28 protein-coding genes and 2 pseudogenes are annotated in these 26689 nt (G+C 42.3%); 16 read left to right on the top strand and 14 right to left on the bottom strand.

The features are described from left to right. Positions 1-55: 55 nt before the first annotated feature. Complete coding sequence (locus IC007_RS13575; RefSeq protein WP_232048950.1) at positions 56-235, bottom strand: AAA family ATPase; 180 nt, start codon at positions 233-235, stop codon at positions 56-58. A 532-nt stretch (positions 236-767) separates the two neighbouring features. Here IC007_RS13575 and speD point away from each other — a divergent pair. Further along, the gene (gene speD, locus IC007_RS00435; protein WP_054845386.1) at positions 768-1142 is read left to right on the top strand and encodes an adenosylmethionine decarboxylase; all 375 of its coding nucleotides are present in this window, start codon (positions 768-770) and stop codon (positions 1140-1142) included. Between the two features lie 375 nt (positions 1143-1517). Here speD and IC007_RS00430 read toward each other — a convergent pair whose 3' ends face one another. Continuing rightward, the gene (locus IC007_RS00430; protein ID WP_054845385.1) at positions 1518-2285 is read right to left on the bottom strand and encodes an Lrp/AsnC family transcriptional regulator; all 768 of its coding nucleotides are present in this window, start codon (positions 2283-2285) and stop codon (positions 1518-1520) included. A 47-nt stretch (positions 2286-2332) separates the two neighbouring features. Continuing rightward, a complete protein-coding gene (locus IC007_RS00425; protein ID WP_054845384.1) occupies positions 2333-2887 on the bottom strand; it encodes a hypothetical protein in 555 nt (184 codons plus the stop codon). A gap of 222 nt (positions 2888-3109) precedes the next feature. On the opposite strand from IC007_RS00425, the gene IC007_RS00420 reads away from it, so the two are divergent. After that, positions 3110-3409, top strand: a complete 300-nt coding sequence (locus IC007_RS00420) for a hypothetical protein (protein ID WP_054845478.1) — start codon at positions 3110-3112, stop codon at positions 3407-3409. 278 nt (positions 3410-3687) lie between these two features. On the opposite strand, the gene IC007_RS00415 is transcribed toward IC007_RS00420, so the two are convergent. After that, positions 3688-4467 (bottom strand): Lrp/AsnC family transcriptional regulator, encoded by a 780-nt coding sequence (locus IC007_RS00415; RefSeq protein ID WP_232048949.1) that lies wholly within the window; start codon positions 4465-4467, stop codon positions 3688-3690. Between the two features lie 310 nt (positions 4468-4777). Between IC007_RS00415 and IC007_RS00410 the strand changes: the two genes are divergently transcribed. The 4 genes from IC007_RS00410 (at position 4778) to IC007_RS00395 (ending at position 8706) form a co-directional block, all read left to right on the top strand. Further along, positions 4778-5758 (top strand): glycosyltransferase family 2 protein, encoded by a 981-nt coding sequence (locus IC007_RS00410; RefSeq protein ID WP_054845383.1) that lies wholly within the window; start codon positions 4778-4780, stop codon positions 5756-5758. A 179-nt stretch (positions 5759-5937) separates the two neighbouring features. Continuing rightward, entirely contained in the window at positions 5938-6999 is a 1062-nt protein-coding gene (locus IC007_RS00405) for a hypothetical protein (RefSeq protein ID WP_054845382.1), read from the top strand. Then, entirely contained in the window at positions 6996-7559 is a 564-nt protein-coding gene (locus IC007_RS00400) for a hypothetical protein (protein ID WP_054845381.1), read from the top strand. The genes IC007_RS00405 and IC007_RS00400 overlap by 4 nt, the downstream gene beginning before the upstream one ends. A gap of 43 nt (positions 7560-7602) precedes the next feature. Next, positions 7603-8706, top strand: a complete 1104-nt coding sequence (locus tag IC007_RS00395) for an MFS transporter (RefSeq protein ID WP_232048948.1) — start codon at positions 7603-7605, stop codon at positions 8704-8706. Positions 8707-9149: 443 nt separating this feature from the next. Here IC007_RS00395 and IC007_RS00390 read toward each other — a convergent pair whose 3' ends face one another. From IC007_RS00390 to IC007_RS00380, 3 genes are read right to left on the bottom strand one after another with little or no spacing between them, the layout of a single operon-like run. Next, positions 9150-9542, bottom strand: a complete 393-nt coding sequence (locus tag IC007_RS00390; protein WP_054845378.1) for a hypothetical protein — start codon at positions 9540-9542, stop codon at positions 9150-9152. Then, a complete protein-coding gene (locus IC007_RS00385) occupies positions 9539-10249 on the bottom strand; it encodes a helix-turn-helix transcriptional regulator (protein ID WP_054845377.1) in 711 nt (236 codons plus the stop codon). Before IC007_RS00385 ends, IC007_RS00390 begins: the two co-directional genes overlap by 4 nt. A 7-nt stretch (positions 10250-10256) precedes the next feature. Further along, positions 10257-11648, bottom strand: a complete 1392-nt coding sequence (locus IC007_RS00380) for a hypothetical protein (RefSeq protein ID WP_149528183.1) — start codon at positions 11646-11648, stop codon at positions 10257-10259. A gap of 652 nt (positions 11649-12300) precedes the next feature. Here IC007_RS00380 and IC007_RS00375 point away from each other — a divergent pair. The 3 genes from IC007_RS00375 to IC007_RS00365 all read left to right on the top strand — a co-directional run bounded on the left by IC007_RS00375 (position 12301) and on the right by IC007_RS00365 (position 14475). Continuing rightward, positions 12301-12897 (top strand): hypothetical protein, encoded by a 597-nt coding sequence (locus tag IC007_RS00375; RefSeq protein ID WP_149528182.1) that lies wholly within the window; start codon positions 12301-12303, stop codon positions 12895-12897. Between the two features lie 177 nt (positions 12898-13074). Then, on the top strand, positions 13075-13416 hold the full coding sequence (locus IC007_RS00370) for an ArsR/SmtB family transcription factor (RefSeq protein WP_054845374.1): 342 nt from the start codon (positions 13075-13077) through the stop codon (positions 13414-13416). A 93-nt stretch (positions 13417-13509) separates the two neighbouring features. After that, entirely contained in the window at positions 13510-14475 is a 966-nt protein-coding gene (locus IC007_RS00365) for a zinc-ribbon domain-containing protein (RefSeq protein ID WP_149528886.1), read from the top strand. 95 nt (positions 14476-14570) lie between these two features. Here IC007_RS00365 and IC007_RS00360 read toward each other — a convergent pair whose 3' ends face one another. Continuing rightward, a complete protein-coding gene (locus tag IC007_RS00360; protein ID WP_054845373.1) occupies positions 14571-14960 on the bottom strand; it encodes a single stranded DNA-binding domain-containing protein in 390 nt (129 codons plus the stop codon). A gap of 488 nt (positions 14961-15448) precedes the next feature. After that, entirely contained in the window at positions 15449-15949 is a 501-nt protein-coding gene (locus IC007_RS00355) for a DUF429 domain-containing protein (protein WP_054845372.1), read from the bottom strand. A gap of 26 nt (positions 15950-15975) precedes the next feature. Between IC007_RS00355 and tpiA the strand changes: the two genes are divergently transcribed. The 3 genes from tpiA (at position 15976) to IC007_RS13565 (ending at position 17043) form a co-directional block, all read left to right on the top strand. Beyond that, the gene (gene tpiA / locus IC007_RS00350) at positions 15976-16650 is read left to right on the top strand and encodes a triose-phosphate isomerase (protein ID WP_054845371.1); all 675 of its coding nucleotides are present in this window, start codon (positions 15976-15978) and stop codon (positions 16648-16650) included. A 69-nt stretch (positions 16651-16719) separates the two neighbouring features. Further along, entirely contained in the window at positions 16720-16875 is a 156-nt protein-coding gene (locus tag IC007_RS13570) for a hypothetical protein (RefSeq protein ID WP_232048947.1), read from the top strand. A 21-nt stretch (positions 16876-16896) separates the two neighbouring features. Then, the gene (locus IC007_RS13565) at positions 16897-17043 is read left to right on the top strand and encodes a hypothetical protein (protein WP_232048946.1); all 147 of its coding nucleotides are present in this window, start codon (positions 16897-16899) and stop codon (positions 17041-17043) included. Positions 17044-17235: 192 nt separating this feature from the next. Here the strand turns inward: IC007_RS13565 and IC007_RS00340 are convergent. Beyond that, positions 17236-18433 (bottom strand): annotated as a pseudogene (locus IC007_RS00340) (RNA-guided endonuclease InsQ/TnpB family protein). Positions 18434-18580: 147 nt separating this feature from the next. On the opposite strand from IC007_RS00340, the gene IC007_RS00335 reads away from it, so the two are divergent. Then, positions 18581-19366: an aldose 1-epimerase gene (locus IC007_RS00335; protein WP_054845370.1), complete on the top strand. Its 786-nt coding sequence runs from the start codon at positions 18581-18583 to the stop codon at positions 19364-19366. 49 nt (positions 19367-19415) lie between these two features. Next, positions 19416-20117 (top strand): MBL fold metallo-hydrolase, encoded by a 702-nt coding sequence (locus IC007_RS00330; protein WP_054845369.1) that lies wholly within the window; start codon positions 19416-19418, stop codon positions 20115-20117. Between the two features lie 293 nt (positions 20118-20410). Here the strand turns inward: IC007_RS00330 and nadA are convergent, their stop codons facing one another. The 3 genes from nadA to IC007_RS00315 form a co-directional block, all read right to left on the bottom strand. Beyond that, positions 20411-21346, bottom strand: a complete 936-nt coding sequence (nadA, locus tag IC007_RS00325) for a quinolinate synthase NadA (RefSeq protein WP_054845476.1) — start codon at positions 21344-21346, stop codon at positions 20411-20413. Positions 21347-21830: 484 nt separating this feature from the next. Continuing rightward, positions 21831-22964, bottom strand: coding sequence for an MFS transporter (locus IC007_RS00320; protein ID WP_054845368.1), 1134 nt, complete (start codon positions 22962-22964; stop codon positions 21831-21833). 245 nt (positions 22965-23209) lie between these two features. Then, positions 23210-23599: a hypothetical protein gene (locus tag IC007_RS00315; RefSeq protein WP_054845367.1), complete on the bottom strand. Its 390-nt coding sequence runs from the start codon at positions 23597-23599 to the stop codon at positions 23210-23212. Positions 23600-23605: 6 nt separating this feature from the next. On the opposite strand from IC007_RS00315, the gene cobT reads away from it, so the two are divergent. Together cobT and IC007_RS00305 are read left to right on the top strand one after the other, a co-directional pair. Then, positions 23606-24610 (top strand): nicotinate mononucleotide-dependent phosphoribosyltransferase CobT, encoded by a 1005-nt coding sequence (gene cobT, locus IC007_RS00310; RefSeq protein WP_149528181.1) that lies wholly within the window; start codon positions 23606-23608, stop codon positions 24608-24610. A 34-nt stretch (positions 24611-24644) separates the two neighbouring features. After that, on the top strand, positions 24645-25409 hold the full coding sequence (locus IC007_RS00305) for a sugar nucleotide-binding protein (protein WP_054845366.1): 765 nt from the start codon (positions 24645-24647) through the stop codon (positions 25407-25409). Between the two features lie 75 nt (positions 25410-25484). On the opposite strand, the pseudogene IC007_RS00300 reads toward IC007_RS00305, so the two are convergent. After that, positions 25485-26620 (bottom strand): annotated as a pseudogene (locus IC007_RS00300) (IS200/IS605 family accessory protein TnpB-related protein). Positions 26621-26689: the final 69 nt, after the last annotated feature.

The following is a 26689-nucleotide window of genomic DNA, read 5'->3' as shown; positions in this document are numbered from 1 at the left end:
CTGATACAGCCACTTAAGCCTCTTTCCTGTCCACTAAAGACTGGACTAAGCCCTCCTAGCCTTCAACTTTCTGGATCTCATCTAAGAAAATATAAGGCTTCCCCTTTACCCCTGTCTCTTCCTTGTATATTTTAAGGAGTTCGAAGAGCTTATCTGCGTAACTTACCTCCGACAGCCTAGCGTCTTCAAAGTTAACTATGAGGGTAGAGAGAGGGTCAACCCCCCTTTCCTTCACTAGGATATGAACTACCTAGTTGAAAATTGTTGACTTACCCTCCTCTTGACCCCTACGACATCAGCTACGAAACCTGAGTCCATTACTTCTAATACTTTCTCGGCGTAGCACCTTGGATAGCCGACGAACTGCTCCTTATACCAAAATTCAAGTCAAAAGTTCATAAATATGACTCTTTTCGTGAGTCAAAAGCTCATCATTCCGGAAGACTTGCTTCACATCCTGCACATCAAGAGGAAGGTGGTGACTCCTGGATTAAACCTAGAAAGTGCGACAACATCCTTTTTTTCTATCTCATTATTGCTAAAAATGTCTCGTGAAGAAACCTCAATGTTCTTGTAAAGTTTTTAGATGACATTCCTTGAATTTACAAATGGGTTTAAAGTGCACGCACCTTTTTATTACATTTAAAATGAGCTTTCTTTTACTTTCAAATTTTTTCTAAGGTAGGAGACTTCTATTAGCCAGATAACACTTTAAACGAGAATGAATACCTTTATTTCCCACGCATCACGCACGTATCTTTAGAGAGATGCAAGTAGAGCTCTTAAATGAAAAGATAATCGGGAAGCATGTTTTTGGCAACTTGTACGAAATAGATGAAAGCATTCTGACCGACAAAGATAGGCTCGAAGAGGCTGTCAGGGAGGCAATTAAGATAGCTAACATGCATCTAGTTGAAGAGAAGGCTTGGAAGTTCGAGGGGAATAAGGGAGGCGTATCAGTGATAGCCCTGATAGAGGAGAGCCACATAGCGTTACACACGTGGAACGAGTACAACTACGCTACTCTAGACGTATATACTTGCGGTGAGAACAGCGACCCACAAGCAGCGTTCGACTACTTGGTAGGAGTGTTGAAACCGAAACGCTTTCAGAAGTTCTTCGCTGATAGGAGCTCTAACTGAACGCTTCACCGAGTTCCACGCTTATTTAACAAGATAAGATAATAATTTTTATTTTCTCCACGCTTAATTTTGTGTTTGTACTTTAATTGTTTTTTTACGTAATAAGATGTAATATAGTGGCTGTTTATACCTCTACATAAAGACGGGGAAAAGTAATAGAAGAGGACTTCAACACCGCAAGGAAGCTAGGGATGACCTTCCCGTCAATCTATGAAAGGATCCCATGAGGGATCTAACCTCGCCTGAAGTCCTTCCGCCCGCACCATTAATCTTAATTTTGCTAAAAATACACACGTAGTCGGGTTCTCGATCAAAAAAGGAATCAGCTGTCTCTAAGTTCCTCCGAAATATATTCAGTGAGGGAGTTCTCGCCAATCAGAGGAACTCGTATTTGGAGGTTATCATTACGTCGGCTTCTTGGTCGAACTCCTTCCTGAACTTCAAAGTCATGTTATTTATCTCGTCTACGTTGTCAGCAACGTTAACGAAGATACCAGCGTTATCATCGGATATCTCCCTTACCGTAGTGTTGTAGAAGAACTTCTGTGCAATTTCCACTTTCTTTGTGAACACAGCGTACATCAGTATTCCCGCCTTTTCGAGGTCGACTATAGGTATCAGCCTGAAGAAGTTCTTCCCGAACATGTACCTCATGTGTCTCCTCACTGTCTTAGAGGAAACCCCCAGCTCCTCAGCTAACTCTACAGGTTTGACTAGAGGTCTTTCCTTCAATATACTGACCAGCTTGAGGTCAAACCTGGATGGGTTATAAGGTGTTTGAGAGGGTATATAGATCATGTGGGGTTCCCCTAACTCCTCTGACATCCCCTCTATCTTGACCTTCAGCTCTTCCCTGCTCCTCCCTTCTATTTCGTATATGTTCAACCTCTCTATACACCTTATCTTCGCAAGGTACTCTCCCTCGTAGTCCTTGATGTTGTTGAAAGCCACATACCCGTGGTATTTACCGTAAAAGTTAGGGTTCACGTAAAGGACAAGCCTCTTTATTACGTCGCCCATGAGTTTGTTTACCCTGTAGCTGACTGCAGGAGGGGAAATGTTGAGCTTCTGGGCGAGTTTCCTCTGCGGTGTTCTCGCGTCTTTTAACATGATCTTGATTATCTGCTTGTCTATTTCATCCATAACTACAATTTGTTACCCTTATTAATATCCTTTTATACTCTTTCGACTTACAATCTTCCACAATTTCTATCAGATTCCATTCTTCTAATTGCATCAATTAACAGGGAGGCATTCTCGTCGTTATGGAATACCTTAATTAAACAGTAATCTGCAGTGTAGATGTTGAACATGAACAGGATGACGTCTTTCTTGTAAAGGAACGTATAGATCAATGCCTGCATTAAGTCTTCCTTCTTCATGTCTTCCTTGCTCTTTATTTCGACTACGTATTCAGAGGAACACAAGTCAGCTTGTCCCGTTACCTTAACCCCGTGAATTATCTCGGTGAGCTTATCGCACTCGTCTACTGGTTGGTCTCTAAGTTCCTCCTTGAGGATTTCTACTGCCTTCACCATTTTACCCTCGAGGGGCTTGACCCAAGAGGAAAGGGAAACCTTCCTTCCGGTCAGAGTGTATTGCACGAAAGAGTGAAATATCTGGCCTAGCTTGTCGTTACTGGGCAACCTCAGCTCTGACTCGTGGTCAGCCCTCATTATCTCGTAGTATACCTCAGAGTACTTTATGTAGTCGCCTATCCTTTTCTTCAGGCTTGACTCCAACATGAATAATTATACCGAACCACTATAAAAACATTTATTTAATTATACAAAGACGTATACAAACGAATGTATTAAAAAGCTTTCTACTCTCCTCGTCGTGTTTTCTGAAACGTGTCTAGCTTATAGAGTAAGGTAGGAGGAAGAAACTGTCCTCGCAATTTTTGAGAAAGAGATTAAGCGTTTTTCCTTTTTACCTAAGCTAGAGCAAGCAGTAGGATGAGGAAAATGGAACCTTTCTACTTCAAGTCGTATGAGAAAGTAGTCGGTGTAGCGCATAATGTTGAGGAACTCAAGGAGGAGATGACGAGACTATATAAGAACGATCCTGCTTGCGTCGAGTATCACCTAAGGGAAGGCCATATCGTGGCGTGGTTGGGCTACATAGGCGAGAAAGGGTTAGCAGAGATGTTGAAAGGAGTTACTGATGTAAAAGAAGCGATCACCAGAATAGACGAGTACAGAGCACTGAAGAACATGAACAAGACACAAGGTAGAAAGAAGAAGATCGTAAGGTATTATTACTAAATGGAAAGAAATAAATATTTTTATTTATATATATAATAAAATAAAAATTCAGTCCTCTTTATTTTAACTACATGAAAAGTTAAGGTATCATATTATTTTCGTTTTCTGTATTTTATTTATCTCAGCAAGTGTTAAAAGTGAGAATCCACTACAAAATTTACCGCTTATACTTGCCTGACTAGTAGTTAGAAACAGTCATATATATTTACGTGTAGTTCATCTCCTATCCTAAACTAAGATCCGTGAAAGCTAGATTATGTAGACCTTTTTTATATATATCAATTGAATTCGTAGTCGTACACTATCATCACATCCGCTTTAGGATCTACACGTCTGGAAGCGTCTATGAACCTCTTAGCTAGCTCCATGTTCTCAGATACGCAAGTGGTAACTCCTGCAGTGCCATCGCTGAACTTCCACACCTTGCACCTCTGAAGTACGTCATCTAAGGAGTCTATCTGCTTACTGAACATGGAGAACATGACCACATCTGCCTTAGGTAGGTCTATCATGGGGATTATCATTATTATACCTTTGTAGATCAGATACTTCACATGCCTCTCAACTGTCTTGGTATTGACCTTGAGCCTTTCGCTGACTTCGGAAAGAGGCCTCCTAGGGTCTTCAGCTAAGTAATCAATGATCTTTCTTGACAGAGATGAAATCTTGATCATTGATTGAACAGGAAGGTAGGACATAGCCGGCTCTCCAAGTTTAGAGGTCATTTGCCCTACCTTATCCTTGAGGTCAGGTAAAGAGTCCCCTATAATGTTATAAACGTTTAGCCATTCAACGCACTTCAATTTAAACGAGATCCAGTTAGCTGAAAAGTCATCATAGTTCTTGAACGCTATGAACATCTGGTACTTGAAGTTGATATTAGGGTTCAGGTATAACTTGAAACCCTTTATTACACCGTCTTCCTCGAGCTTCTTGTATCTATAATTCAAGCTGGGCGCTGTGAGACCCAGCTCGTTAGCTATACTCCTCTGCGACATTCGGCCGTCTTTGAAGAGGTAAAAGATTAGCTTCTTGTCTATCAGGTCCAATATTACCATACATATTAAGGGAAAACGGGCTTAAATCTTAACGTGAGGATAAACTTAAGTTCGTCTTTGATATGTCCTTACAAGGACATTTCGGAGAAACTCTAGGACGCTTCAGTATTTCTTCGTCGGACAGGCTAACGCGTGTATATACAACATGTACAGTAGACGAAGTCTGGCTCTCTTTCAATAATAGATATGCTAATGATAATATCATTTTGACTTTTAAATATCTGTTAAGATCTAGGAGGTACAGCAACCATCATGGATATTAAAATAATTCATTACAAAAACATTTAATTCCCCATGAAAGTGAAGAGGCATGAAGGTAATAATAGGAATACCTACTTACAGGAACAATGGTTCTACGATAGGGAATCTGTTGGATTCCTTGACTAGGCAAACTTATACAGACTTCAGGGTTGTAATAATCATGAAGAGGGGAGATCCTGAAGGAGATGAGAAGACACTTGAAGCTATTGAAAGATTATCCAAGACCCTTGATGTCAAATTGATAGAACAAAAAGAAGGGCTCTTCGAGGAGGCTCTGGCACTTCTCTTCAAGGAGAAGGCTGACGTCTATTTGACGTCAGACGACGACGCTTTTGTTTCGCCTAGCTGGATAGAGGACCACCTAAGAATCATGGAGAAGGATAAGATAGGAGTGGCAACTGGGGAAATAGAGGGACAGAAGTGGGTAAATTACCCCAACCTGCTCTTCGATAAGTTTAGGGATAAGGAATACATGAAGCCTTACTGCGATGTTTTCGAAGATTACCAAGGTTTTTTAACGAAGGTAGGTCTATCTGTTGATAAAGATAATGAAGTGACGCTGAGAACCTACAGGACTCTCGCAGTAGCGGGAGTTAACATGAGCGTGAAGAGGAAAGCGATAGAAGGATATTCCCCCTTAACCTTCACGTTGAGAGGGGCTTATAACGAGACCTTGATAGCGTTGAACGGAATCAAGAAGGGTCTACATTCAGTGGTCTTCCAAGGTGCTAAGGTTAACCATAAGGATAGGGAATCATTATCCAGAACTAAAAACAGAGATACAGCGAACTACTTAGCTCTCGAGAAGTTCGTGTTGCCTTACGCGGTAAACTTGTTGGGTTTCAACATCGACGTTAAGCTCTTAAGATCGTTCATGGAGGAAGTAGATTGGGAGGTGGCTAAGGAAGGCATAAGTATTGCCTTAACGGGGATAGAGGAAAGATTGAAACCAAAGGAAATCAGGGAGATGCTGAGGAACAGCAAATATTACAAGGCGTTGCAGATGGGAAAGATAGAGCAAAAGGACTAACTCCTCATCTAGGCTCTAAATCTAAACCCACGTCCGGCATTGAGAGAGTTCGGAATCGTGACCACATAAGCTTATACAAAGGAGGCTATCCATCTCCTTGCATGTGAGGTCTTCCTTTTCCCCCTTGAACTCCATTAAGATAAAAAGTTTTTAAAAAAATGCTTACAAGTTTTATAGTCGTGACGAAGAGCCACAACAATGACAAGGGATCGCTTACCACAGTGAACAGCGAAGTGGCAAATCTTCTAGATTTCATAAGGAGAAAATATGAAGTGCTTAATGGTGGACAGAAATCCGAGAGGGCGTTCAACACGTGGCTCTTCCAAGAAATTTTCAATTCAATAGAAAGATATAACAGAAGCTATATTGGGCTCGATTCTTCCTTTATTTTAATTCATAAGTTAACTCGCCAGTTCTACTATAGGTTCGTTCCTTACGTGAAGGTACTGAGGGACGTGAAAAGGGAGGATCTAATTTATCATGGGGATTCCGTGTCACGATACATTGACTTCGTGAGGGCAGAAGACTTACCTACAGTACTGTCCTTCATTTTCCCTAGGAACTCGTCCTTAATTAATTCAAAAGTTGAAGGGGATAGATGCGTTATCTCAATAAGCCAGACCGCGGACGTCAGCGAGGAAAAGTTCAAGTTAATGATAGACTACGTTGTGTCACTTCTAGGAGAGCATTTGACCTTAAAGGTAGACAACGTCACTGGCTTCCACAGTGTCCTTATTGCTGAGGGCGTTAACAATCAAGGGACTAAAGCTAAAGGCATAAAAACCGTACCTGTATCAGAGACAGTAGCAGACACAAGAGATAGGTTGATGAGAAAGTTCAACGTTGACGCTAACTACAAATCTGCTTTCTCCAGCACGGCTTTATCTCAATCTATAAGAATATACGATATGACGGGGGAGGAAAACATAAGCCAGATTTTCAGCGTTTTCGTGGACTTCTCCGACGCTGGATACTCGATGCTTCCGTGTCAAGGATACGATGACCCAGCATTCAAAATGAGGTCTATAAACGATATCCCAAAGGCTAAGGCATTTATAGAGTCTATTTACCCCGGAGTGAGAGTGAACATAAACCACAAGGACATTTTGCTTGCTTTTCCGTTTCAGATCGAGAACGAGTGTAACGAAATAGGGAACAAGATATCTGAGATATTGGGAGAAAGTAACCTAAGGGAAAAGGTTATTTGTAAAGGTCATATAATGACCCTGAAGCTGATATGAGGGAAGAACCTTGGAAGAGAATACCTTGGCATATAGGAGAGGAGACTAGGAAGGAACTAGAGGAGGTCTGTCAAGATCTCGGGATAACACAGCTAGAGAGATGTTCGGACAGGATCCTTAAGTACTCCATAGAGCTCATAAAGTCTGGAGAAGACATAAGCGAAGAGAGCAGGAGGTATGAGTTCACGGGCATCAACGTAATTTCCTCTTCGTTTCTACTTTACAGGGTATTGAAGTCCAACGGGAAGATAGACAACGATGAAATAGTCAGAGTTGTTTCAGCCACGATCTCCTCCATGCAGGAGGAAAGGAGGACAGGGAAGGATAAACTCTACATCGGTGTAGTGTCTACCTTAGTTAGGTTGTTCACTAACTTGCAGATCTCGGTGGAGAAAAACGTGTTGAGGGGGAACTTGACCAGCGTAGACGATGAGACTGCCGAGAACTTGATAAACTTGTTCGAGAAGATCGCCAGGGAGATAGACGTACTTGAGAGCGTCGAAAGGAAGGGAGGGTTCTTCAAGATAACCCTTAAAAGTCTAGGGTCAGAGAACCCGTGACTTCTCTAAAAATGTTTTTAATGAGGTAAAGTTCATTCTTCCCATGAAGAAAGAGGTATACAAGCTGTCGTTTTCCGCTTTCTTTGCAGACCTTGGTTACATGGCAGTGATGTCTTTCCTTCCTCTCCTCATCACTGTGTACTACGGCCTTTCTCCTGCAGTTTACGGGATAATAGAGGCTGTAAATTACGGAGGAGGTGCAGTGATGTCTTTCCTTGGTGGGTTGGCAGCTGACAAGTATGGAAGAAGACTAGTTGGAAGTGTAGGGAACTCCCTGATTGCACTCATGTCTCTTTCAGGGATAGTGGGGAACCCGTTGATAGCCTTGTTGCTGATAGTGGGGGGTTGGTGGTCAAGGAACTTCAGGACTCCCGCAAGGAGAGCGCTCCTGTCAGAGGTCACGTCCACAGAAGAGAGGAAAAAGGCGTACGGAATAATGCATTTGCTTGACCAGACTGGGGCTTTCCTGGCAATAGTGTACATCTCTATAGTCCTTCTCTTCGGTTTACCCGTGAAATATGCCCTCCTAGGAACAATGATCCCATTAGCGATCTCGACCTTGCTGATAGCCACGACCAAGACCGCACGTGTGGAAAGGAGAGGAAATACTAACGTGAAAGTAGTTGTAACGATAACCTTATCTACCCTCTTCTTTGGTTTCACTTTCTTCAGCTTCGGCTTCCCTGTAATAAGCGTCGCTCAGCTGACCCATAAGGAATATTTGGGTACATTGGCTTTCGCCATATTCTCCGGCACTTCTGCTTTATCAGCCTTTTTCTATGGGAGGAGCAAGGTAGGAGAGATAAAGGGGCTGGCCTTCCTAGGCTACGCTACTGCGGCGATAGCCAGCTTCGGTTTTGCGTTGACTTACGACGTGTCCTTAACACTGCTTTACGTGTTCAGTGCTTTGATGGGAATAGCTGTAGGTGCGATAGAGACTTTTGAACCGTCAATCATCTCCAAGTTCACAAGTTCCGATAAGGTAGCGACTGGGATGGGTACACTATCTTTAGGAAGGGCACTAGGAATATCCATAGGAAACCTAGTCATGGGGTTCCTGTATGTGGTCTCTCCTTTCTACTCATATTCTTTCGCTGCAGTGATGACATTGATAGCATCAGCGATCGTCTTGACAGTGAGGAGATGAAGAGGAGAAACAAGTTAATAACGTCTCTCTTTCTCCCCGTCCGTTAAACTAGAAAATTAGAAACAGAGAAAAGGAACGAAGCGTTTTCTAGAAAGCTGATACATTAAGCTGACTTACTCCCCGCCCCTAGAAGGGGCGAGGCTTTCAAACTTTTGTAAAAAGGTAATAAGGTAATAGGGAAAGTCGTTTTTCCACGTTTCGAGTGATAAGGTTGATAGAGAATAGCCGTGAGGTAATCTCATGACGTTCTTGGTGATCTAACTGATCATCTCACTGAGTCCTTGTATACTCAGGACGAGGTGTCAATCTACTCAGAAGATCAAGGGAATAGCTTTGAATGATGCTAATACGATGAATATGAAAGGAAAAAAGAGTCGATCTATACCAGTCTATATCAGACCATAAAGAGGCTGTGTAGAAAATAGAATTCAAAATTCCTAAACTCAATCTCCTACCTTGTATATTTCCACATTATAAGAGGATGGTGATGGAGGTGAGTTAGAGTTTATGAACACGTATTCCTCCACGATATATTTGCCAGGGTGAAGCAAAACAGTTTCGCTTGAGTTGGAGCTAAGGGTAATTACGTTTCTATTCAACGTAGATTTAGAATGGTCAATCTTAAGCAAAATCACTACACGCCCGTGATAAATCGAAGTAAAGGAGAAGTTATAGAGTCCTCTTTCCTTGGGATAAACTATCAAGACTACCCTGTTCTTAAACTCCCACGTCTTACTCGATTGAGAAAAATGAGTAACGTTAATGTAACTTACAGTAAGGAACGTAAACACGCCCAATGACAGTACTAAGAGAAAGAGAAGTACTTTAACGTTCATCCCCCGTCACCTTTAACTACGTACCTAACTTTACCGTCCTTCCTTTCCTCAACTAAGTAGCCCAGCTTTATCAACCTCCTGATCCTCCTGTACACAGTAGTTCTAGGTATACCAGTGAGCTCAGCTATCTTAGTTAAGTTATAGTTGCCTTCTTTTATCTTGTCTATGATCATCTTGTCTTTATCATCTAATTCATTCGGCGGAACTTCGCTTACCTCTACTCTCTTAACCCTGCTCCTGAACAAGAGGACTAAAAGAGCTACAGTTGTGATTGAGGTAACTACCATGCCACCTAGATAAAAGGTCGACAGACTAGACCTTGGAGAAGAGTCGTTATTATAATAGTAAAGCAACGTGAAATTTCGGCCGTAGAAAGTTATGTTATAAAGACTGCTGTTTGCTGAAAATCCTACAGGCTCGGACGACATGTAAACTATATCGGAGTTTTCAGGGAGGAAGACCGATGCTAGGAACGAAAAATTCTCATCTAGGCCTACAGATCCTCCGCTGTAAGAGAGCTCTACCTCTGCTGGAAGTGAGGAAAGGTAGACTGAATTACCTCTCAAGGAGAAAGAGACGTTAGAAGAGATCACTCTAGCGTTGTTAGGAATTATCAACTCGTGAGAGGTCTGGTCTATAACCTGAACGTGGGCTGAAGCTGCAGTTAAAGAAAATACCAGCAAGAAAAACAAAGCCAGACCTCCCATGTTCTATCTACGAAAAAATAGAGGAAGATAACTTAAACATGACGGTCCCATATGATGGAAGGAGCGTGCCTATGGAAACACTATCAACTGGTACTTTCAGACCCAATTCCTTAAGGACTTGAACCGCATTCACGTCTATAGTACCTCTATAGAACTCCCTAGCTGAAATTAGATAGTACACGTTTCCTTCCTTTACCTCGTGGAAAGTAAGCGATCTCTCTTTACCGTCATAACGCAGGTGAATGGTCACGTTGATGAAGTTGGTGAAGTTCGGTGAAGAGTGAAGTAGCAGGACTACTGATACATTCGAGTTTATCCTTATTCCTATTGTAGAATTTCCCTTAACTAAGAAGGAGAACTTCACGTCTTTAGACTTCAAGGTAACATATGCGGTGCCATTGTATGACCTTGACGTTAGGTTCTTCCCGTGGATGAACATGATGGAATTAGATGCGTTTAACTTTTTCCCCTTGAAAGTAAGGCATCCATCCCTAATTATGGCAACCTCATGATCACGTTTCCAATGGTGTATCTGAGTAACACCAACTAACTTCCATTCACTGATCCTCATATAGGAGACCTTTGTTGAGTTCCCAACCAACTTGGAGTGTACGAAGATCCCTACTTGATATTTTCCCGTGTAGTTAGAGTACCTTTCGAAGAGATTAAGCGGGATCTTAACTTCCCCAAACAGGGTTGTATTTGGCAGGAAAAACACGTGGTCTTCGCTAACATATTCTGCGAACTTGATCTCTTCAGACGTGGAATTTATAGTAACGTTGGCGTAGACATATCTCACAAAGGTAGAGTTGGGAGGAGTTACATTAGATGGAACGTAGAAGGGGATCACAATTGAATCTTTCATATCATTAGTACCAGGAGTAGATTTATTGAATATCTTCATGTATACTCCGACCGGTCCTGTCATATCAGAAGAATAGTTAATAATGACGTATTGAGCCTTTAATGGTGGAATCTCTCCAAATGCTATCACTGAATCGTTAGTCATGAGAACTAGATCTCCGCCGGTTTTATTCAATGCTAAATTCTTTCCGTAAAGGTCGTATGCATAGAACTTACCTATTTTAAGGAAGGACGAGTTGTACCCAACGAACTTGAAGTTAGGTATCATTGAGAGCAGGTTTAACACATGTCTTTCATGATTTGATGCAACCCCATGTTTTCTACCGTTAGATTTGCCATGTTCGTGACTGTGATGAGATACTATTACAGAATTATTATTTATCTGAGATAAGTTATTAGCAGCTGAACTTGTTGTGGCTGAATTTGAATTGATTCCATTTAAATGAATTATACCACTCGATACTGCAGCACTGGAAAAAACTAATCCAGATGCAAATAAAGCTATTATGAGCGATACCAACAGCTTTGTTTTCATTTTTCACCAAAATGAGCTCGGCGTTCCTCCTTATATTTGAGGAATTTCGCCACGTATTTTCATTGTTCCGTATAATGAATATTGTTAATAATTTCAGTTTTATCCTTTATTTTGGTATGATATTAAAGAGATACCTATTTTTTATGAATACTAATGTTAAATGAATAATAGATTAATTAAATTTTTCTTACAGTTACTACACATCTTTAACACTTCAACTAGATCTTTAAGAAAAGATTGAAATCATAGTAAGAAATACTTTAAAAGATTAAGGAGTAAACTAAAATTTAGGTTTTAAAAAAATGGCAGGCAAGAAGAAGGGCGAGAAGAAAGAAAGCCAACAACCCTCAAAGAAGTGAAATAGAGGAGTTGGCTTTAACCTTCCCCTAAAGGTAAAACTTTTTTCTTCAACGCCCCTCTTAGGGTTATTATTATTTTTAATTAAACTCTTTTAAAGTCAACGCAAGGATAAACCTAAACATTAAGGCAAAATCTAATCGGAAGCAATAAAAAAGGAGGAGAGATCGATGAAAATATTCTATTAAGAACCGTGGTTACTTTAAAAGAAAACTAAAACTAAACCATGATATTTTTCCGCATTCAGATTTGCCAGTCAAATTAGTTTTAAAACGTCTCCATGAGAGAGATTACTATGAACCCCCAAAAGGTAACCCTCTTTAAAGCTCTTCTTCACGTCGGTTATTTGAGGGTTGCCCCACGAACCCTTTCTAGAGGAAATAACTTAGTTCAACTAAAATTCTCAGATGGTACAGGAAAGTGGTACATTGATACACCTTTTGGAGGCGGAATTTACTCTAGTTCAAAGGATGCTCTCCACGCATTGGTATTGAGGTTCGCTGTTGACGTTGAAGACCTTAAGAAAATGGCTGAAATCGGCTTCACCTACGCTCAGGAAGAGCTGGACAACTACGAAAAAACCATAAACAAGATAGAACAAAAGAGCACTAAAGCTTTCATGGACTTCATGAAGGAAGAGAAGAAGAACGAAAATGAGAACATAGATAGGTCTACACTGAACGACATCTTAAGGGAGTTTAAGAAGCAAGTTGTTTTTTCTAGGCTAGAGAAAGAACTTGAAAGGAACAACAACACTTGTCCTGTATGTGGAAAGGAGTTCTTCAGTTCGGCTTCCCTTTACAACCACGCCTCTAGAACGTCAAACATGAAGGAAGCCCATAGGAACTTCTTGATGCTTATTATGAATGAAGTTACCGGCTTAACACCTTAGCACTAATATTTTGTTTTTAATGTATACTACATTTTATTATACATTACGCAATTTCTTTTATCTTCATATCATTTCTGAATACTTTCAATTGAGGCAACTAGTATAAAAATATAGGGATAACCTAAACGAAGTTTCTTAAGAAAAAAATTTAAACATTAGGGTTACCCTAATATAGTAATGATAAACGAACTAGCAAAGTTGTTTTCATGCATGGCTGATGAGAACAGATTGAAAATAATTCTTTACTTAAGTCAAAGGAGAGAAGCTTCTGTAGGAGAAATAGCCAAGGCAACCAACAACTATCAATCTCTAGTTTCTCATCACTTGTCAACCCTTAGAAAGGCAGGGATAGTGAATAAGAAACGCATTGGCAAAAACTCGGTATACGTAATATCTGAACAAGCAGTTAAGCTCATTGAATTTGCAGAGTCTTTATCAGGAGTTCCACCCTTAGACAAGAAAATGAATTATCATAGTCTCACAAGCAAAATTGATGTGGAGGAAGACATTTCAACTTAAAACTCAGTTTTTCTAAAAAAATCGAATGAGATAAGAGAAGTCATCTTAAAAATTTAAAATGTTGGTTCATCATAATTGACTATAGAGATCTTTATGTCATATCCATATGGAGGACCTTACGGTTCTCAGCCACCCTATGGGCAACCACCTTATGGACAACCACCTTATGGACAGCCGTATGGACAGCCAGCAGGAAACCCAATGATGACCATGATGATGTGTTCGCAGTCAGTTGGTCTAGGCGGAAAGCAGCAAATGGTTCCAATAAACGGGCCAATAAATCTTCAAATGGTAGTCCAGCAAGTTACAATGTACCTCATGGGGCAAGGTTTTCAAACGTTCCCCATGGTTGGGCAGAACATGGCTGTAATACAGGCTCAGCACAGTTCAATATTAGGCACGTTAACCGATCAGAACAAATCTTACACCGTTAGAATCTGTGTCGGACCTGAGTTCGTAATGGTGGAAACTGGGATTGCCAACTTAATGCAAGAATTACTTACTGCTGGAGCTACAGTGGGGGTTTCGGACGAACTTTTACACAATAAACTTCTAACTCTTGCAGGCGGAGGTGTGGACGCATACGGGCTCTATAAAGACTATGCAGGAGAAGAACAGCTCATGAACACTGTAATGATGGCCATAATGAGTGCACAGTCATATTCTCAACCTTATGGACAACAAGGCTATGGGCAACCTTACGGCCAGTATGGACAACCTTACGGTTACGGGCAACCACCACAACCTTATCAAGGGCAACCTTATCAACAAGGACAATATGGGCAGCAACCTCAGTACGGGCAACCGCATCCGCAACAGCCTCAGGCACAAACACAACCAACTCAGCCACAGCCCTCTCAAACGCAAGCTCAGCCTCAGGCTCAAAAAGTGAAGTGTTGGAAGTGCGGTTATGAGAACGACAATAACGCGAAGTTCTGTGAAAACTGTGGAGCCTCACTTACATCGATAAAGTGCCCTAAGTGCGGGAAAGAGAATCCTCCCAGCTCAAAGTTCTGCGGCGACTGTGGATCTCCGCTCACTCAAGCTGCAAAACAATAATGGAAAACTACTTTTTTAAAAAAGTAAAAGGTTACATTTCTTTTTAAGGAGAAAATAAATATAACAGGAAAATATTACTTAAATTGTTTTAGATCTCAATATCTCCTATAACTTCTCCTAAAGCCTCCTCCACGATAGCCTGTATCCTCAACTTTCTTATCAGAGAGGTTATTTTCAGTGTTTACGTTCTCTATTGTCTGTGTGGATTTCTCCATTTTTCCTTCCCTACCTAGGGTTAGCCTCATAGAGCCCCTAACTACTGATACATAACCGTTATTTACGTCTATCACGTCGTTCTCGCTAACTTTTCCTATGTTGTCATCCCACAAACTCATAAGGATTGAACCTGTGTCATCTCCAACAAGAACGTCTGACACCTTGTGCAATGAACCGTCCTTGTTTGTAACTTGTTTTGCTTCTCCTAATTTCAATACCTTTACGGTTACTGTAGCTGAAGCTCTGGGCTTCAATTCACTTACTTTCATTTTGGGTTCTGTAAAGAGGCGTTCCGCACATAATAAAACTTTCCCGTTCATAAGAGGACGAATTTTCGGATAGCCTTTCTTTCAAAGAGCAGGTGTTTTACTTTGATTTATTTTATATTTTAGATACAAATTACATAAAAAACTGATAAATTAGCTTTGTGAAAAATATGGGGTAATTCACGTCTCTTTTGCGAATTCAGTTTATTTATTGAGGTAGAGTGAATTTAATTAAACGGTCTCTTACGGACTAGGTAGGTATTCATGCTTAACAATTTCCTTATATATGATCTATTTTTGCTATAATTACAATTTGCAATGGAAACCTGAATTGCCCAAAACATGGGCATAACTGCATTTAAACTCACATGTTACATTAAATTTTCTTAATTATATGTAGCAAAAAGTAATATTTCCCCGGTTTATTCCCACTAACTGTCTTGATCCCAGATCCGTCTAAGTCTGGACAATGTTAAGATTTCCTCTATTGATCAAGGAAAAACTATGAAATCAAAATCACTTAGCGGAATTATGCTCACCTTACTTTTAGGTGCCAAGGCAATTATTCCATCGTGAGCGTATATAACCTGAGCTTTACCTTCATAGTAAAGGCGAGCTGTTAAAGCTGAAATCACAGCGTCGATCACGTCTTTTTTGCGGGATAGTGACCTCCAATCTATTCCAGCGTTCTTCAAGGACGATGTGGGGTGGGTTTCGACTAACTTAAGGCTATTTCTCAGCCTCATAGCTCTCTCTACAAGGGACTTCATGAAAGAGGGAGGAAGGACTTTATACCCATGCTTCAGCATTTCTCTGTCTATCTCACGATAGTAGTAATTGAAAGGTGAGTCTAGGGCTGATGCCTTAGCGTTCATACAAATTGACACGATTTCCTCGTCTGTCATGACCTCGTAAACCTTCACCGAGTTACCGATCATCAGACCTACATCGGTCTCCCTTTTCACCGCCAGATCTATCCCGCAGAAAGCCATATATTTTACACGTTTGTCTTTACTTTATGAAGAAACCTGTAATTCTAATTAACTTCAAGGCATACGACACCTCTTTCGGGAAGAAGGGCGTTGAAATAGCTAAACAGATAGAGAAAATAAGCATGGAGTACTCCACCGAGATCATCATTTCAGTCCCTCCAACTGAGATCTACAGGATAGCAAGCGAGGTGTCGTTACCGGTCTTCGCTGAACATGTTGATTCTAACTCTTTGGGAGCTTACACTGGTTCAGTTACACCTGAAATGGTGAAGGAGGCTGGAGGGAAAGGGACTCTCCTCAACCACAGCGAGAGGAGAATAAGGATTGACGAGATAGCTGAAGCTATCAACAGATCGAGAAAACTCGATCTGGATTCAGTTGTATGCGTGGATAGAAACGAACTAGTTAGGGCTATAGGGACTCTCAAACCTACATCAATCTTGATAGAGCCTCCAGAGCTTATAGGTAGTGGGATATCTGTATCAAAGGCTAGACCAGAGGTAATAACTGAAGCGGTAGAACAGATCAAGGAGTTCCCAGAGGTCATGCTAATTGCCGGGGCAGGCATAACCAGTGGGGAAGACGTTGCGACAGCGATAAAATTAGGAGCTTCAGGAATAGGAGTAGCAAGTGCTGTGATGAAGGCTAAGGACCCTATGAGAGTCGTGGAGGAATTCGTGAGGAGTGCCAAGAGCGTTTAACATGAGAAGGAAGTTATTATTACTGGGAATTTTCTCCGCTTTTTACGCTCTTCTGGAATTGGGGATGCAATGGGACCCTTCGACAGATCCCTTATCACCTCCTGGATGAAAGGAATCTTCTCGCCCACAGTATCACTGTACTTTTACAGAGTGATATATGACGTAATTTTCCTTTACCCTTCTTGGCTCGCATCAGGAAAGCTTATTTCTTTCTCTACCTTATAGTACTTCGTTTACGCCTCTACCTTGGAGGACGTTCTCTATTGGGTTATAGCTATGGAAAAGCCGTATAGTTGGGCTTGGTTTTATCCCGTCTTTAGAGGAATACCTATAGACGACTTGATAGCGTGTATCTTCCTTTTGGCGACGTACGGGATAGTAAAAGAAAAATAGAGACACGCTCTATGGTCTCCTCAGGTAGCGATCAAAGGCTTTAAAATTCAGACAAGCCATTATGAAAAGCCCACACTTTTAATTCGTTCAGATTTTCTAATGCCTGCGAATATCGAGGTCTTCTCAGGGTGGACTACTCACCCTCACCGGTGGGTCTCCATCCCACCTCTATTAAGGTGAACTACCCCGTCCTTACGGCGGGGCTTCCTGATTCACGCCCCCCACCTTGCCCACGAAGGGTAGAGGGCGGAACTCCACAGGCCCTGCGGGTCGTTCCGACCCTGATCTCCTCAAAATGTTCAGGGAAGCGTTGTAGTCGCGGCCAGCGACCCAACCGCACCTTTGACAGGAAAAGACGCGGTCTTGAAGGGTAAGGTCTTCTTTCACGTAACCGCAGTTAGCACATGTTCTGGAAGTGTAAGCAGGGTCGACCAAGGTGAGGGACTTGCCGTACTTCTGTAGTTGATAATGGACCACCGTCCTGAGCTCGTGGAAGGCTACGTCGTGGAGACTTGCCCTGGTCTTTCGGAGGGATTTACCCACCATCTGTTTGACGTGGATGTCCTCCATGACTACCATGTCGTAATGCGTGGCTAAGTACTTACCTAGCTTCATGTAGAGGTCTCTCCTGAGTTGTCTCACGTGTTCGTACGCTCTCGCAACCTTAACCTTGGCTAAAAACAAGTTATGTGACAGGAACTTCTTCCTGGACAGCCCCTTGCGGAGGTGTTTCACCCTCCAGAGTGCTTTCTCGTAAGGTCTCGTGTTGGGCACGTATTCCCCGTCTGAGGTGACAAGGAGTTTCTCCACACCAACGTCGAGAGCAACGACCTTGCCAGTCTTTGGCAGGGAAGGGATAGTGACGTCCTCCACGATGAAGGTCACATACACTTTCTCTGACTTGGTGAGCTTCACGACCACTCTCTTCACTCTGTCTAGGGGGAAGTCCCTGTGCACTACCACGTGGAAGATGCCGAGGTGAGACAGGGTCAAGGTCATCAACTTCTTCTTTCCCTTCCTGATTTCCCTGACGTAAGTGACCTTCCATCCAGACTGAGGGTACACCAAGGAGTACCACTTATGGGCTTTCTTCTCCCTGGGGTAACGTGCTAACTTGTCGAAGAACCTTTGCCTGGCGCAGTGGAAGCGGTCAGCTACTTGTTGTGCTACTTGTGAGTGTAGCCTCTTGAACTCCTTGTCCTGTTTCCTCAGGTCTAACGCGAGCTGCTCAACTCAGTGTGTGTTAAACCTTTCCCATCTCTTGAGTAAAAGAAGGAGTCAGCCCACCTTAACGTGTTGTAAGCTGACACGACAACTTCAACTGGGACTTTAACTCCCTCATGGTTTGGGCGTTTACGTAAGTCCTGAAACGGAACGCCAAGGTAGGCATTAATCATGCGGAGAGAAGGGTATTTATCTTTTACTACGGAAATGAGGAGGAAGGGGCTATCCGTCCCCACCCTCACGGATAGGATCTTACGCCCCCTTAAACCCTCATTAAGATAAACTTTAGTTATAGACTACGGATATGTCATTTATGATAAATTTATACAATAATATACTAAATGCTAAAATATCTGAAGAGGGAGCTTATCTTTTTAGCGTGAAACGCGGGGACAAAGACTTGATACTTCAAGGCAATATGGAAAGAAAGACGAGAGGAGGAATGGCTCTTCTCATACCGTTCGCAAATAGGATCAAAGAGGGGAAGTACACCTTTGAGGGAAAGACCTACAGTTTACCAGTAAATTCTGAGGGAAATGCAATCCACGGTTTCGCTAAAGATGTCAAATGGAACATAGACGAAGCCAGCGTGGATACGGCTAGGTTGAGCGTTACGTTAAAGAACGCGGGGTATCCCTCCACCTTAAAGTGTAAAGTTATCTACGCCCTCTCAGGAAACTCAATAAGCGTTTCCATAGAGATAAACAACGTGGGAGATAACGATGCGCCTTTAACCGTGGGAGCCCATCCTTACTTCGTCGTGAAGGGTAAGTGGAGTCTGAATCCAGAGGTCTTCACTAGGTTAGAACTTGAGAACAAGATACCTAACGGCAAGATGTACGAATGGAGGGTGGACGCATCATCACATATAGACGACTGTTTTCTGTTTGACGGGAAGGTAACCTTAACTTCAGAGTGGTCAAGAGTCGAAGTGGAGAGCGACAACATGAAGTACTTGCAAATATTTAACGGAGTTGAAGGTGCCGTAGCCTTGGAGCCGATGAGCGGTGCTCCAGACGCTTACAATAACGGGATGGGGCTCACGATACTCCGTCCCCAGTCAGGGGTAGAGTATAGGTTCAAAATGACTTTCGGCTAGAGCCGAGAGACCTAGGAAAGCTTATGAATCTCGCATATACATTCCTCTTATGAGAGTTCTCTTTCTCGGTACTGGATCTGGAAGCTCTAGGGATAGCAGACGTTTCAAGGCTGGAGTACATGTGAGTAACGGGTACGACTCAGTCTTCCTTGACATGGGGCCTGGATCAAACCTGAGGGTTGAAGATTTTCACGTTCACGGGGATCACGTGTTTTTCACACACCTTCATATAGACCACTTCGACGGAGTTTTCGACTACATGGTATCCAGGAAGGTTCAGGGTTTGAAGGACTTGTATGTGCATTCTCCTCCAGGTTTCGGACATGTATTGTCCTCCTTTAGGGAGGTCGGAAACCAAGTCAGTGCTAACGTCGAGGAGCTCGACCTTCCTAGAGCTAAGGTTGGAGAACTGGAGGTATACAGCGTCGAAGCTTGTCATGCGATATACGCTGTATCTTACGTCATCACCGACGGGAGAAAGAAGATAGTTTATACAGGGGACACCGCAGAGCCATGCGAGGATGTCGTCAAGGAAATCCGTGACGCGAATCTGGTGATACATGAAGCCTCTTGCGTGGATAACTGTAAGCAGTTCGGGCACACCTCAGCCAAGGAAATCATGTCTATGTTCAGCGACATCAAGGCAAAGATGATTCTAACTCACATTCCTGCCCACTCAGAAAAGGAGATCTACGAAGCAATAGGTAACAAGTTCTTGATAGCCAGGGACGGAACTATCTTCGAGCTCTAGTAAGGTTAGCTAACTCTATAGGATCTAATTATGAACACGCAATATCTAAAGATAAGGACATAGTCTCGAAATCTTCAAGCACTTGTAACTGAAGAAACGAACAGACTATCAAGGCGTGATAAGTAAAAAAGAGTTTTCTTTTTTTTAAAAATACTTTTGGCAACGTTTCATAATCAAATAAAGTCACCTCTCAAATCCATAATCAAAAAGTTATCCACTATTTACATACTTCCTTGTTTTCGATAGTATTTGCTTGCCCTTCAATCTGTTGTCAAAGAGAGAGGAAACTTATCTCATGTCTTCCCCAGAATCTTCATAGTGTTCTCGAAGGCCCTCTTAGCTCTTTCAGCTGTCTCTAAGTCCACTTTGACTACGTGCTTGTTTTCCACCAGTGAGTCCCTTATCTTCTTGAGTGTTACCATTGCCATATACGGACATCTTGCGCATCCGCAGGCCTCTGTAGTAACTAGAGGGTAGAATGTCTTTTCCGGTACCTGTAATTTGAGGGCATTGATCATTCCTATTTCCGTAGCTACTATGAAATCTCTCGACTCAGACTTCCTTGCAAACTCTATCATCTGATTTGTAGAACCTACGAAGTCGGACGCTTCCAAAATCTCCAAGGGAGACTCCGGATGGGCCATGAGGACTGCACCTTTGTATTTCCTTCTAGCTACCTCCATCAACTGTTTGGTATAGCTAGCGTGAACCATACATCTGCCGTTTGGAGGAACCTTGATGATCTTCTTGCCAGTCTTCTTTTCAACGAAGTTGGCTAAGTTTGCGTCTGGACCGAAAAGAACAACGTCACTGTCTAAACTACTTACTACCTTCACTGCAGTTGATGAAGTGACTATGTAGTCTGCTAACGCTTTAGTATATATGCTCGTGTTAATGTAAAGGACTACTGGAGCGTCCGGGTACATCTTTTTGAACTCGCTTAGTGTATCCACGTCCAAAGAATCGGAAAGTGTGCAACCCGCATTGGGATCCGGAGAGAGAACGGTCTTGTTCTGATTTAACGCTGCAGCTTGTTCCGCCATAAAGTACACTCCGGCGAACACTATTACATCTGCGTCAGTCTTCATTGCCTTAACTGCGAGGTCATAAGAGTCCCCTGTGAAATCTGAAACTAACTGCACCCCATAGTCCATGTAGTTATGACCTAGAATGATAGCGTTCCTTTCCTTTTTCAATTCTCGTATCTCCTTTATGAGGTCGGATGACATTCCGAACATATGTTCGGTTTCTAGTATTAAAGCTTTTAAGACTGGTTAAATTATTCTGATAATTAATGGATTTAACTTAATGCTAATTAAAATAAATGTTAAGTAGTTTGTGTTTAGCAGTCTACGGGAATTCCTGTAGTCCAAATGTTTTTCACCTGGTAGTGTGATAAAATAAATTTTATCCATTCTATAGTAAGGATATCTTAGAACCTATAGCTAATTGTTTGATGTCTATCACGTCACTATAAAATTATTCTTAAGGTCACGTAACTCTGCAAGGATTTTCCGATAAGAGATGTCTGTTTTCTGCTGTCATAACTTTCTGAGCAAGGAGAGAGAGGATAGAAAGGCTTATTTACTTTTCAAACTGCAAAATACTCCGCCCTCACAGAAGGAATCTTCAACTCCGCGTGTCCCCATTAAGATAAAGAATCTCCGCAAATAATATCTTTTGTATCATTCCTGATTTATATACAGAAAGTCTCTACTTCCGTGAGGAGAAGATCGCCTTGTTTCCTATAACCAAATATAGAATTGATGAGATGAGGCCGAATGAGGATATGATCCCCCAGAAAGCTATAGGTCTGTAGAGAAAATCGTCCATTATAAGAGCTGCTATCGACGATCCTGAAACCCTACCTAGAGAAGTAACCATACCGTATATTCCCATCGTTCTTCCTCTGCTTGAATCGTCGGAGAAAGATGAAGCCAGTGCTTGCGATAGAGGTGCGACTACCATTTCGGCTATAGTTATTGCTATCATATCCAAAGCAGCCTCTATGAAATTTGTGACTAAGCTTATAGAGAAATAAGAAATAAAGTAAATTAGCATCCCGTACACTATATGGCGCGGTTCTATCTTTCTCCCTATTAAATCTTGAATTAAAGCGATTAGAAGACCGTTTATCATGAAGAGAATACCTACTTGAAAAGTGGAAAATTTCAAAACGGAAGCATAATACGTAAGGTATGAGAACCCAAGCTGGCCCATAAGGACGAAAGTGAAGAAACTGGGTATCAAAAACTTTACGAAGTTCTTCTCAACCTTTAAGGAAAACTCTATCTTAGTCTTCAGATCTGGAAGGGATTTTATGAAGAAAGCTGGAAAAAGGGAAATCAAAGCTGAGATTAAAAGCAAGGGTTTGAAACCGTATAGAGAAAAGACGAAGCCGCCTACAGTAGGACCGAGAGCCCACCCGATATTTATGCCGACCCTTAACCTGGAGAATGCCCTAATCAGGGAAGAAATATCCTTCTTCCTTATATCCCCTACTAATGAGGTGTTAGCTACGTTATACCCAGAATTGAAGAAAGTCTGTAACAATACAGCTAAAGTGATATAGAACGAAACTGGTATGAAATACGCTGATAGCAAGCTCACCGAAGACAGAAACGAGAATGTTAACATTGTTTTCGTTCTGCCAAGGAAGTCCGTGAAGAAACCTGAAACTATGTAGGCTAAAATGCTGACTATCCCTTGAAGTAAATAAAAGAGAGATATGAACGCTAGTGAAAAATGATATACTGAGAGCAATGCAAAACCTATGAACGGCCACACAATTGATGTACCTAATGCTCTTGCACTGCCTATAATAGCAAGCTTGTTCAGGTCTTGCACTTTAGCGATGTAATCTTGATGCTTTTAACTTTATTGGGAGAGACTATGCATGAAGGAAATTAGAGTAAATATTTGCATGTGAAGCCCTAAAGGAGAAGGAACATTGAGAGAGTACTGATGAAACTGAGTCATTCATTTGCTGCCTAGAGAACTCACATTCCTAAGCTACAAGATCATTGTAATTAAACCTCGAAGCCGAGAAACTAGTCTTTCATAAGATAGATGAACCCGTAAGGAGCAATGAATTAAGACGAAGGCATTTTATGACCTTCACCCTTCACGTAATTTATCGCCTCTTCTATGTCCTCCATTATTCTCACTAACATAGAGTAAACGATCTTATCGTCTGCACTATCAACGTCCTTGAAAATTAAGTTATACAAATCGTCCATCTCTTGGACTAGATACGCAGGGAAAACTCCCTTCCTTCCTAACTTCCATATCAAGTCTAGAGGATCTTCTCCTTTCCAAGAACAGACCTTAAGGAAGCAGTTGAAAAGGCCTCTTATCCCATCTTTCACTCTTCTTCTAAGTTCTGGGTTGTTCAGAAACTCTTCCAAAGTAACCTTGGTTCCATCCTCTACCATGCTGTAATAGTCCCAGAACATGAGGTTCTTATACCTGAGGTTCCACAAATAGTTATGCTTCAGGACAAAGTGCTTTTCACCTTGATTATAGGTACAACCGATGTGAGCCTAATCCCTGGAATAACTATAGCAGGGGCAACTCCGGAGCTTACCATGTTCACACCGGCTGCCGACGCTGAGTTCCTAATTAACGGAAGGTGTCAAGTCATAAACGGAGTACCTATAACCCCCGATGGAATACCTAGTCCTGCAATAATATCTAGGGCTTCGCTCAATTTGACAGGGGTACCCTCTCTAGTTGTCAACGGAGGAACTAGGATTAAACCAACTGGCATACCCTTCATAGAAGTGGGAGGAGAACCAGGGAAGGACATTAGAGAAGGAGCATTAGACAAGGAGGTCATGATTAGAATGAGAGAAAACGCTGAGAGACTCGGGAGGCAGCTCTCCAGAGGTTTTGATACTCTCATTATAGGAGAATCCATTCCTGCAGGGACTACGACAGCCTTAAGCACCCTCCTCGCTCTAGGGTATAAAGCCTTTGGAAAGGTCAGCTCAGCCTCTCCAAATAACCCAGTCGAGATAAAGGAAAGTGTAGTAAAACAAGCTTTAATTGATCTTCCAGAGGATAAAATAGAAAAACTGTCAAGGGTCTCTGACCCAATGATTATCACGGCTTCTGCCTTGGCTGAGGGTTTTGAGAACAGGGTAGTGCTGGCGGGAGGAACGCAGATGACAGCCGTAGCCGCAGTGATAAAGGAGTTCTCTCCGGGGAAAGTGAAGGACTTGTCAATATGGACTACCAGATGGATAATTGAAGATAAGAGATCCGATATTATAGGGTTAGCTTCCGAGGTCGGAGTTAAAGTAGACGTATCTCAACTCGACTTCTCAAGCTCCAAGATAGATGGTCTAAAAGCTTATGATAAAGGTTACGTTAAGGAAGGAGTAGGAGCAGGCGGATTGTCCCTGCTGGCTATGAAGATGGGTTTCACGAAGGAAGAAGTCATGAGAGAAGTTGAGAAGGTCTATGAAGAGGCTAGAAACGAAAAGATTTAACCTATCCTTCGTAATGAGAAGAGGAATGCTGTAAGTGAAGATAGGAGTTACAGATGAGGGAGAAATTTCCCGAGAGATATCCAAGGTAATGAAAGAGGAGAATTTCGTCCTAGTTCCTACCCCAGCTTCTGTAATAAAGGAAAGGCCTGACATTATTGTCCACACAGCAGAGATCCCGTTTTGGGAGAGCAACCTAGACCCTCCTAGGGCTTGGAGTACAAACACTTGGATGGCAATAAACATAGCGAGAGCAGGAAGCAAAGTAGGCGCGGTCAACGTTTATCCGTCAACATTCATGGTATACAACGGAAGGAAGGGATTCTATCTAGAGCACAACACTCCTAATCCTTTAAACTACTACGGAATTAGCAAGCTAGCAGCTGAAACTGGTATAGCTTCACTTGGAAATTACCTAATCATGAGGGTGGGTGCTCTCTATTCCCTTTCTTATGACGGGGTCCTGAAGCCTTTCATTAAGGCGTCATTCCTTGGAAAGAGAATAAAGTGCTCACAAGACATCTATCTTTCTCCTATAAGCGTTTACACGTTCTCCTCTACTTTAGCAAAGCTCATAAAGAAAGGGATTAAGGGTTTCGTCAATGTCTCGGGCCCACGAGTTTCTCTTTACGATTTCTGCGTAAAGATAACGGATCTTTTTGGAAATGATGCAGAAAGTATAAAAACGCCTTATTTGGACCTTTCGCTGGACGATTGGCTCTTGAGAGCATTGGGAATAAAGATAGACGGAAGGGAAGACTTCCTCAAACTACTTGAAAGGAAGGCTATAGGAGAGACGTGAATTTGCATGTCGTGAAATACAAAGCGAACTTTAGTGTTTCCGCTGACTTCCTCCCCGCCACGGCGAGGGTTCCCCTCATCGGTTCGGGTTTACATCCCTCATTTGAGGGGCAGACGAGAGGGTCAGAGACCCCCTCCTGTTCAAATTAACTATAGCAATAGCATCAAGGTCGTTCTCATAACCACAAGCACACCTAAACCAACGATATTCTTTCTCCTCCATTTTACCACACTTAGGGCATGAAACAGAAGAATAACTGGGATAACAAACTCTACGACCGCCACGCTTCCTAGCCTGCCAAGAAATCCGGTACTGCAAAAGACGGTACTGCACGAAGTACAACTTGTCACGGTACTCCTTAGGGAGTTTGTCCACGTTCTTGATGAGGTTCCTGAGACTCCCGAGCTTGATGACGTTTACACCCATCCTCTCAGCCTCTTCGACGACCCACCTCCCAACTTTCTTGGCGAAGTCCTCCACAATACGCCTAGCCTTTTGATGAAACGAGCGAATCCTATTGAGGATCCTCTCGTTCTCCTTCCACCTCCTTGGGTACTACTCTGCAACCTCTCGGTCAAAGACTTCCAGTGGTGAACCTCATGAAGGCGAGTCGGGATCCTGACGTAGTCTTTGTGGTCCTTCCCTACTACTATCTCACTCATGTTGACGTCCACAGCGACACTAGACTTAGCTTCGACTTTCTCCAACGGTCTCTCAAAACGACCTTGAGGAAAGCCTTATCATCCTTGACTACTAACCTAGCCTCCTTCATCCTCCAACTCATGTAGTCTTGAGGTTTCTGGGATAACCCAGTGGTAGTTTTCACCAACACTCGCTATCCTAACAGTCATGTTATCTAAGTCCACATTATAACTTGCTTTAGGAGTTAGCCATACAGAGGGCTTATAAACTCTCGGGAAACGTCCTCTTCTCGGGTTATTGTACCAACCCTTGTACGTCGCGAGAGCGTCTCTATAACAGTCCTCAGCAACCTTTGAAGGTAGGTCGTATTCCTCTCTTAACTTCGTGTATAACTCCTCGTGGACTTTTCCTAACACTCCCTTCTCTTCTGGGTTCGGAACATTTTCCTTCAACCAAAATATGGTGAAACATATTGCTTTCACGTAGTTGTTCACGAGGGCTAGGAGGGGTTCAGAGAGAGCGATCTTCATAGAAACAGTAGCTCTGATCGCTTTAACCCTCCCAGCCATTAAAAAAAGAATTTCGAAAAAAAACTAATATTTAAACAAAGGGGACTATCCATCCCCGCCTCAGAGAGG

Source organism: Sulfuracidifex tepidarius (assembly GCF_008326425.1).
Taxonomy (GTDB): Archaea; Thermoproteota; Thermoprotei_A; order Sulfolobales; family Sulfolobaceae; genus Sulfuracidifex; species Sulfuracidifex tepidarius.
This window is presented reverse-complemented; position numbering and strand designations above follow the sequence as displayed.

Excerpts from the sequence above, each read along its gene's own strand:
- IC007_RS00395 (WP_232048948.1), top strand. The coding sequence starts at position 7,603 with ATGAAGAAAGAGGTATACAAGCTGTCGTTTTCCGCTTTCTTTGCAGAC.
- IC007_RS00375 (WP_149528182.1), top strand. The coding sequence starts at position 12,301 with ATGAACCCCCAAAAGGTAACCCTCTTTAAAGCTCTTCTTCACGTCGGT.
- tpiA (WP_054845371.1), top strand. The coding sequence starts at position 15,976 with ATGAAGAAACCTGTAATTCTAATTAACTTCAAGGCATACGACACCTCT.
- IC007_RS00415 (WP_232048949.1), bottom strand. The coding sequence starts at position 4,467 with ATGGTAATATTGGACCTGATAGACAAGAAGCTAATCTTTTACCTCTTC.
- IC007_RS00400 (WP_054845381.1), top strand. The coding sequence starts at position 6,996 with ATGAGGGAAGAACCTTGGAAGAGAATACCTTGGCATATAGGAGAGGAG.
- IC007_RS00360 (WP_054845373.1), bottom strand. The coding sequence starts at position 14,960 with ATGAAAGTAAGTGAATTGAAGCCCAGAGCTTCAGCTACAGTAACCGTA.
- IC007_RS00385 (WP_054845377.1), bottom strand. The coding sequence starts at position 10,249 with ATGGGAGGTCTGGCTTTGTTTTTCTTGCTGGTATTTTCTTTAACTGCA.
- IC007_RS00335 (WP_054845370.1), top strand. The coding sequence starts at position 18,581 with ATGATAAATTTATACAATAATATACTAAATGCTAAAATATCTGAAGAG.
- IC007_RS00420 (WP_054845478.1), top strand. The coding sequence starts at position 3,110 with ATGGAACCTTTCTACTTCAAGTCGTATGAGAAAGTAGTCGGTGTAGCG.
- IC007_RS00410 (WP_054845383.1), top strand. The coding sequence starts at position 4,778 with ATGAAGGTAATAATAGGAATACCTACTTACAGGAACAATGGTTCTACG.
- IC007_RS00430 (WP_054845385.1), bottom strand. The coding sequence starts at position 2,285 with ATGGATGAAATAGACAAGCAGATAATCAAGATCATGTTAAAAGACGCG.
- IC007_RS13570 (WP_232048947.1), top strand. The coding sequence starts at position 16,720 with ATGGGACCCTTCGACAGATCCCTTATCACCTCCTGGATGAAAGGAATC.
- IC007_RS00390 (WP_054845378.1), bottom strand. The coding sequence starts at position 9,542 with ATGAACGTTAAAGTACTTCTCTTTCTCTTAGTACTGTCATTGGGCGTG.
- IC007_RS00355 (WP_054845372.1), bottom strand. The coding sequence starts at position 15,949 with ATGGCTTTCTGCGGGATAGATCTGGCGGTGAAAAGGGAGACCGATGTA.
- IC007_RS00380 (WP_149528183.1), bottom strand. The coding sequence starts at position 11,648 with ATGAAAACAAAGCTGTTGGTATCGCTCATAATAGCTTTATTTGCATCT.
- speD (WP_054845386.1), top strand. The coding sequence starts at position 768 with ATGCAAGTAGAGCTCTTAAATGAAAAGATAATCGGGAAGCATGTTTTT.
- IC007_RS00425 (WP_054845384.1), bottom strand. The coding sequence starts at position 2,887 with ATGTTGGAGTCAAGCCTGAAGAAAAGGATAGGCGACTACATAAAGTAC.
- IC007_RS00370 (WP_054845374.1), top strand. The coding sequence starts at position 13,075 with ATGATAAACGAACTAGCAAAGTTGTTTTCATGCATGGCTGATGAGAAC.
- IC007_RS00330 (WP_054845369.1), top strand. The coding sequence starts at position 19,416 with ATGAGAGTTCTCTTTCTCGGTACTGGATCTGGAAGCTCTAGGGATAGC.
- nadA (WP_054845476.1), bottom strand. The coding sequence starts at position 21,346 with ATGTCATCCGACCTCATAAAGGAGATACGAGAATTGAAAAAGGAAAGG.
- IC007_RS00365 (WP_149528886.1), top strand. The coding sequence starts at position 13,510 with ATGTCATATCCATATGGAGGACCTTACGGTTCTCAGCCACCCTATGGG.
- cobT (WP_149528181.1), top strand. The coding sequence starts at position 23,606 with ATGCTTCAGGACAAAGTGCTTTTCACCTTGATTATAGGTACAACCGAT.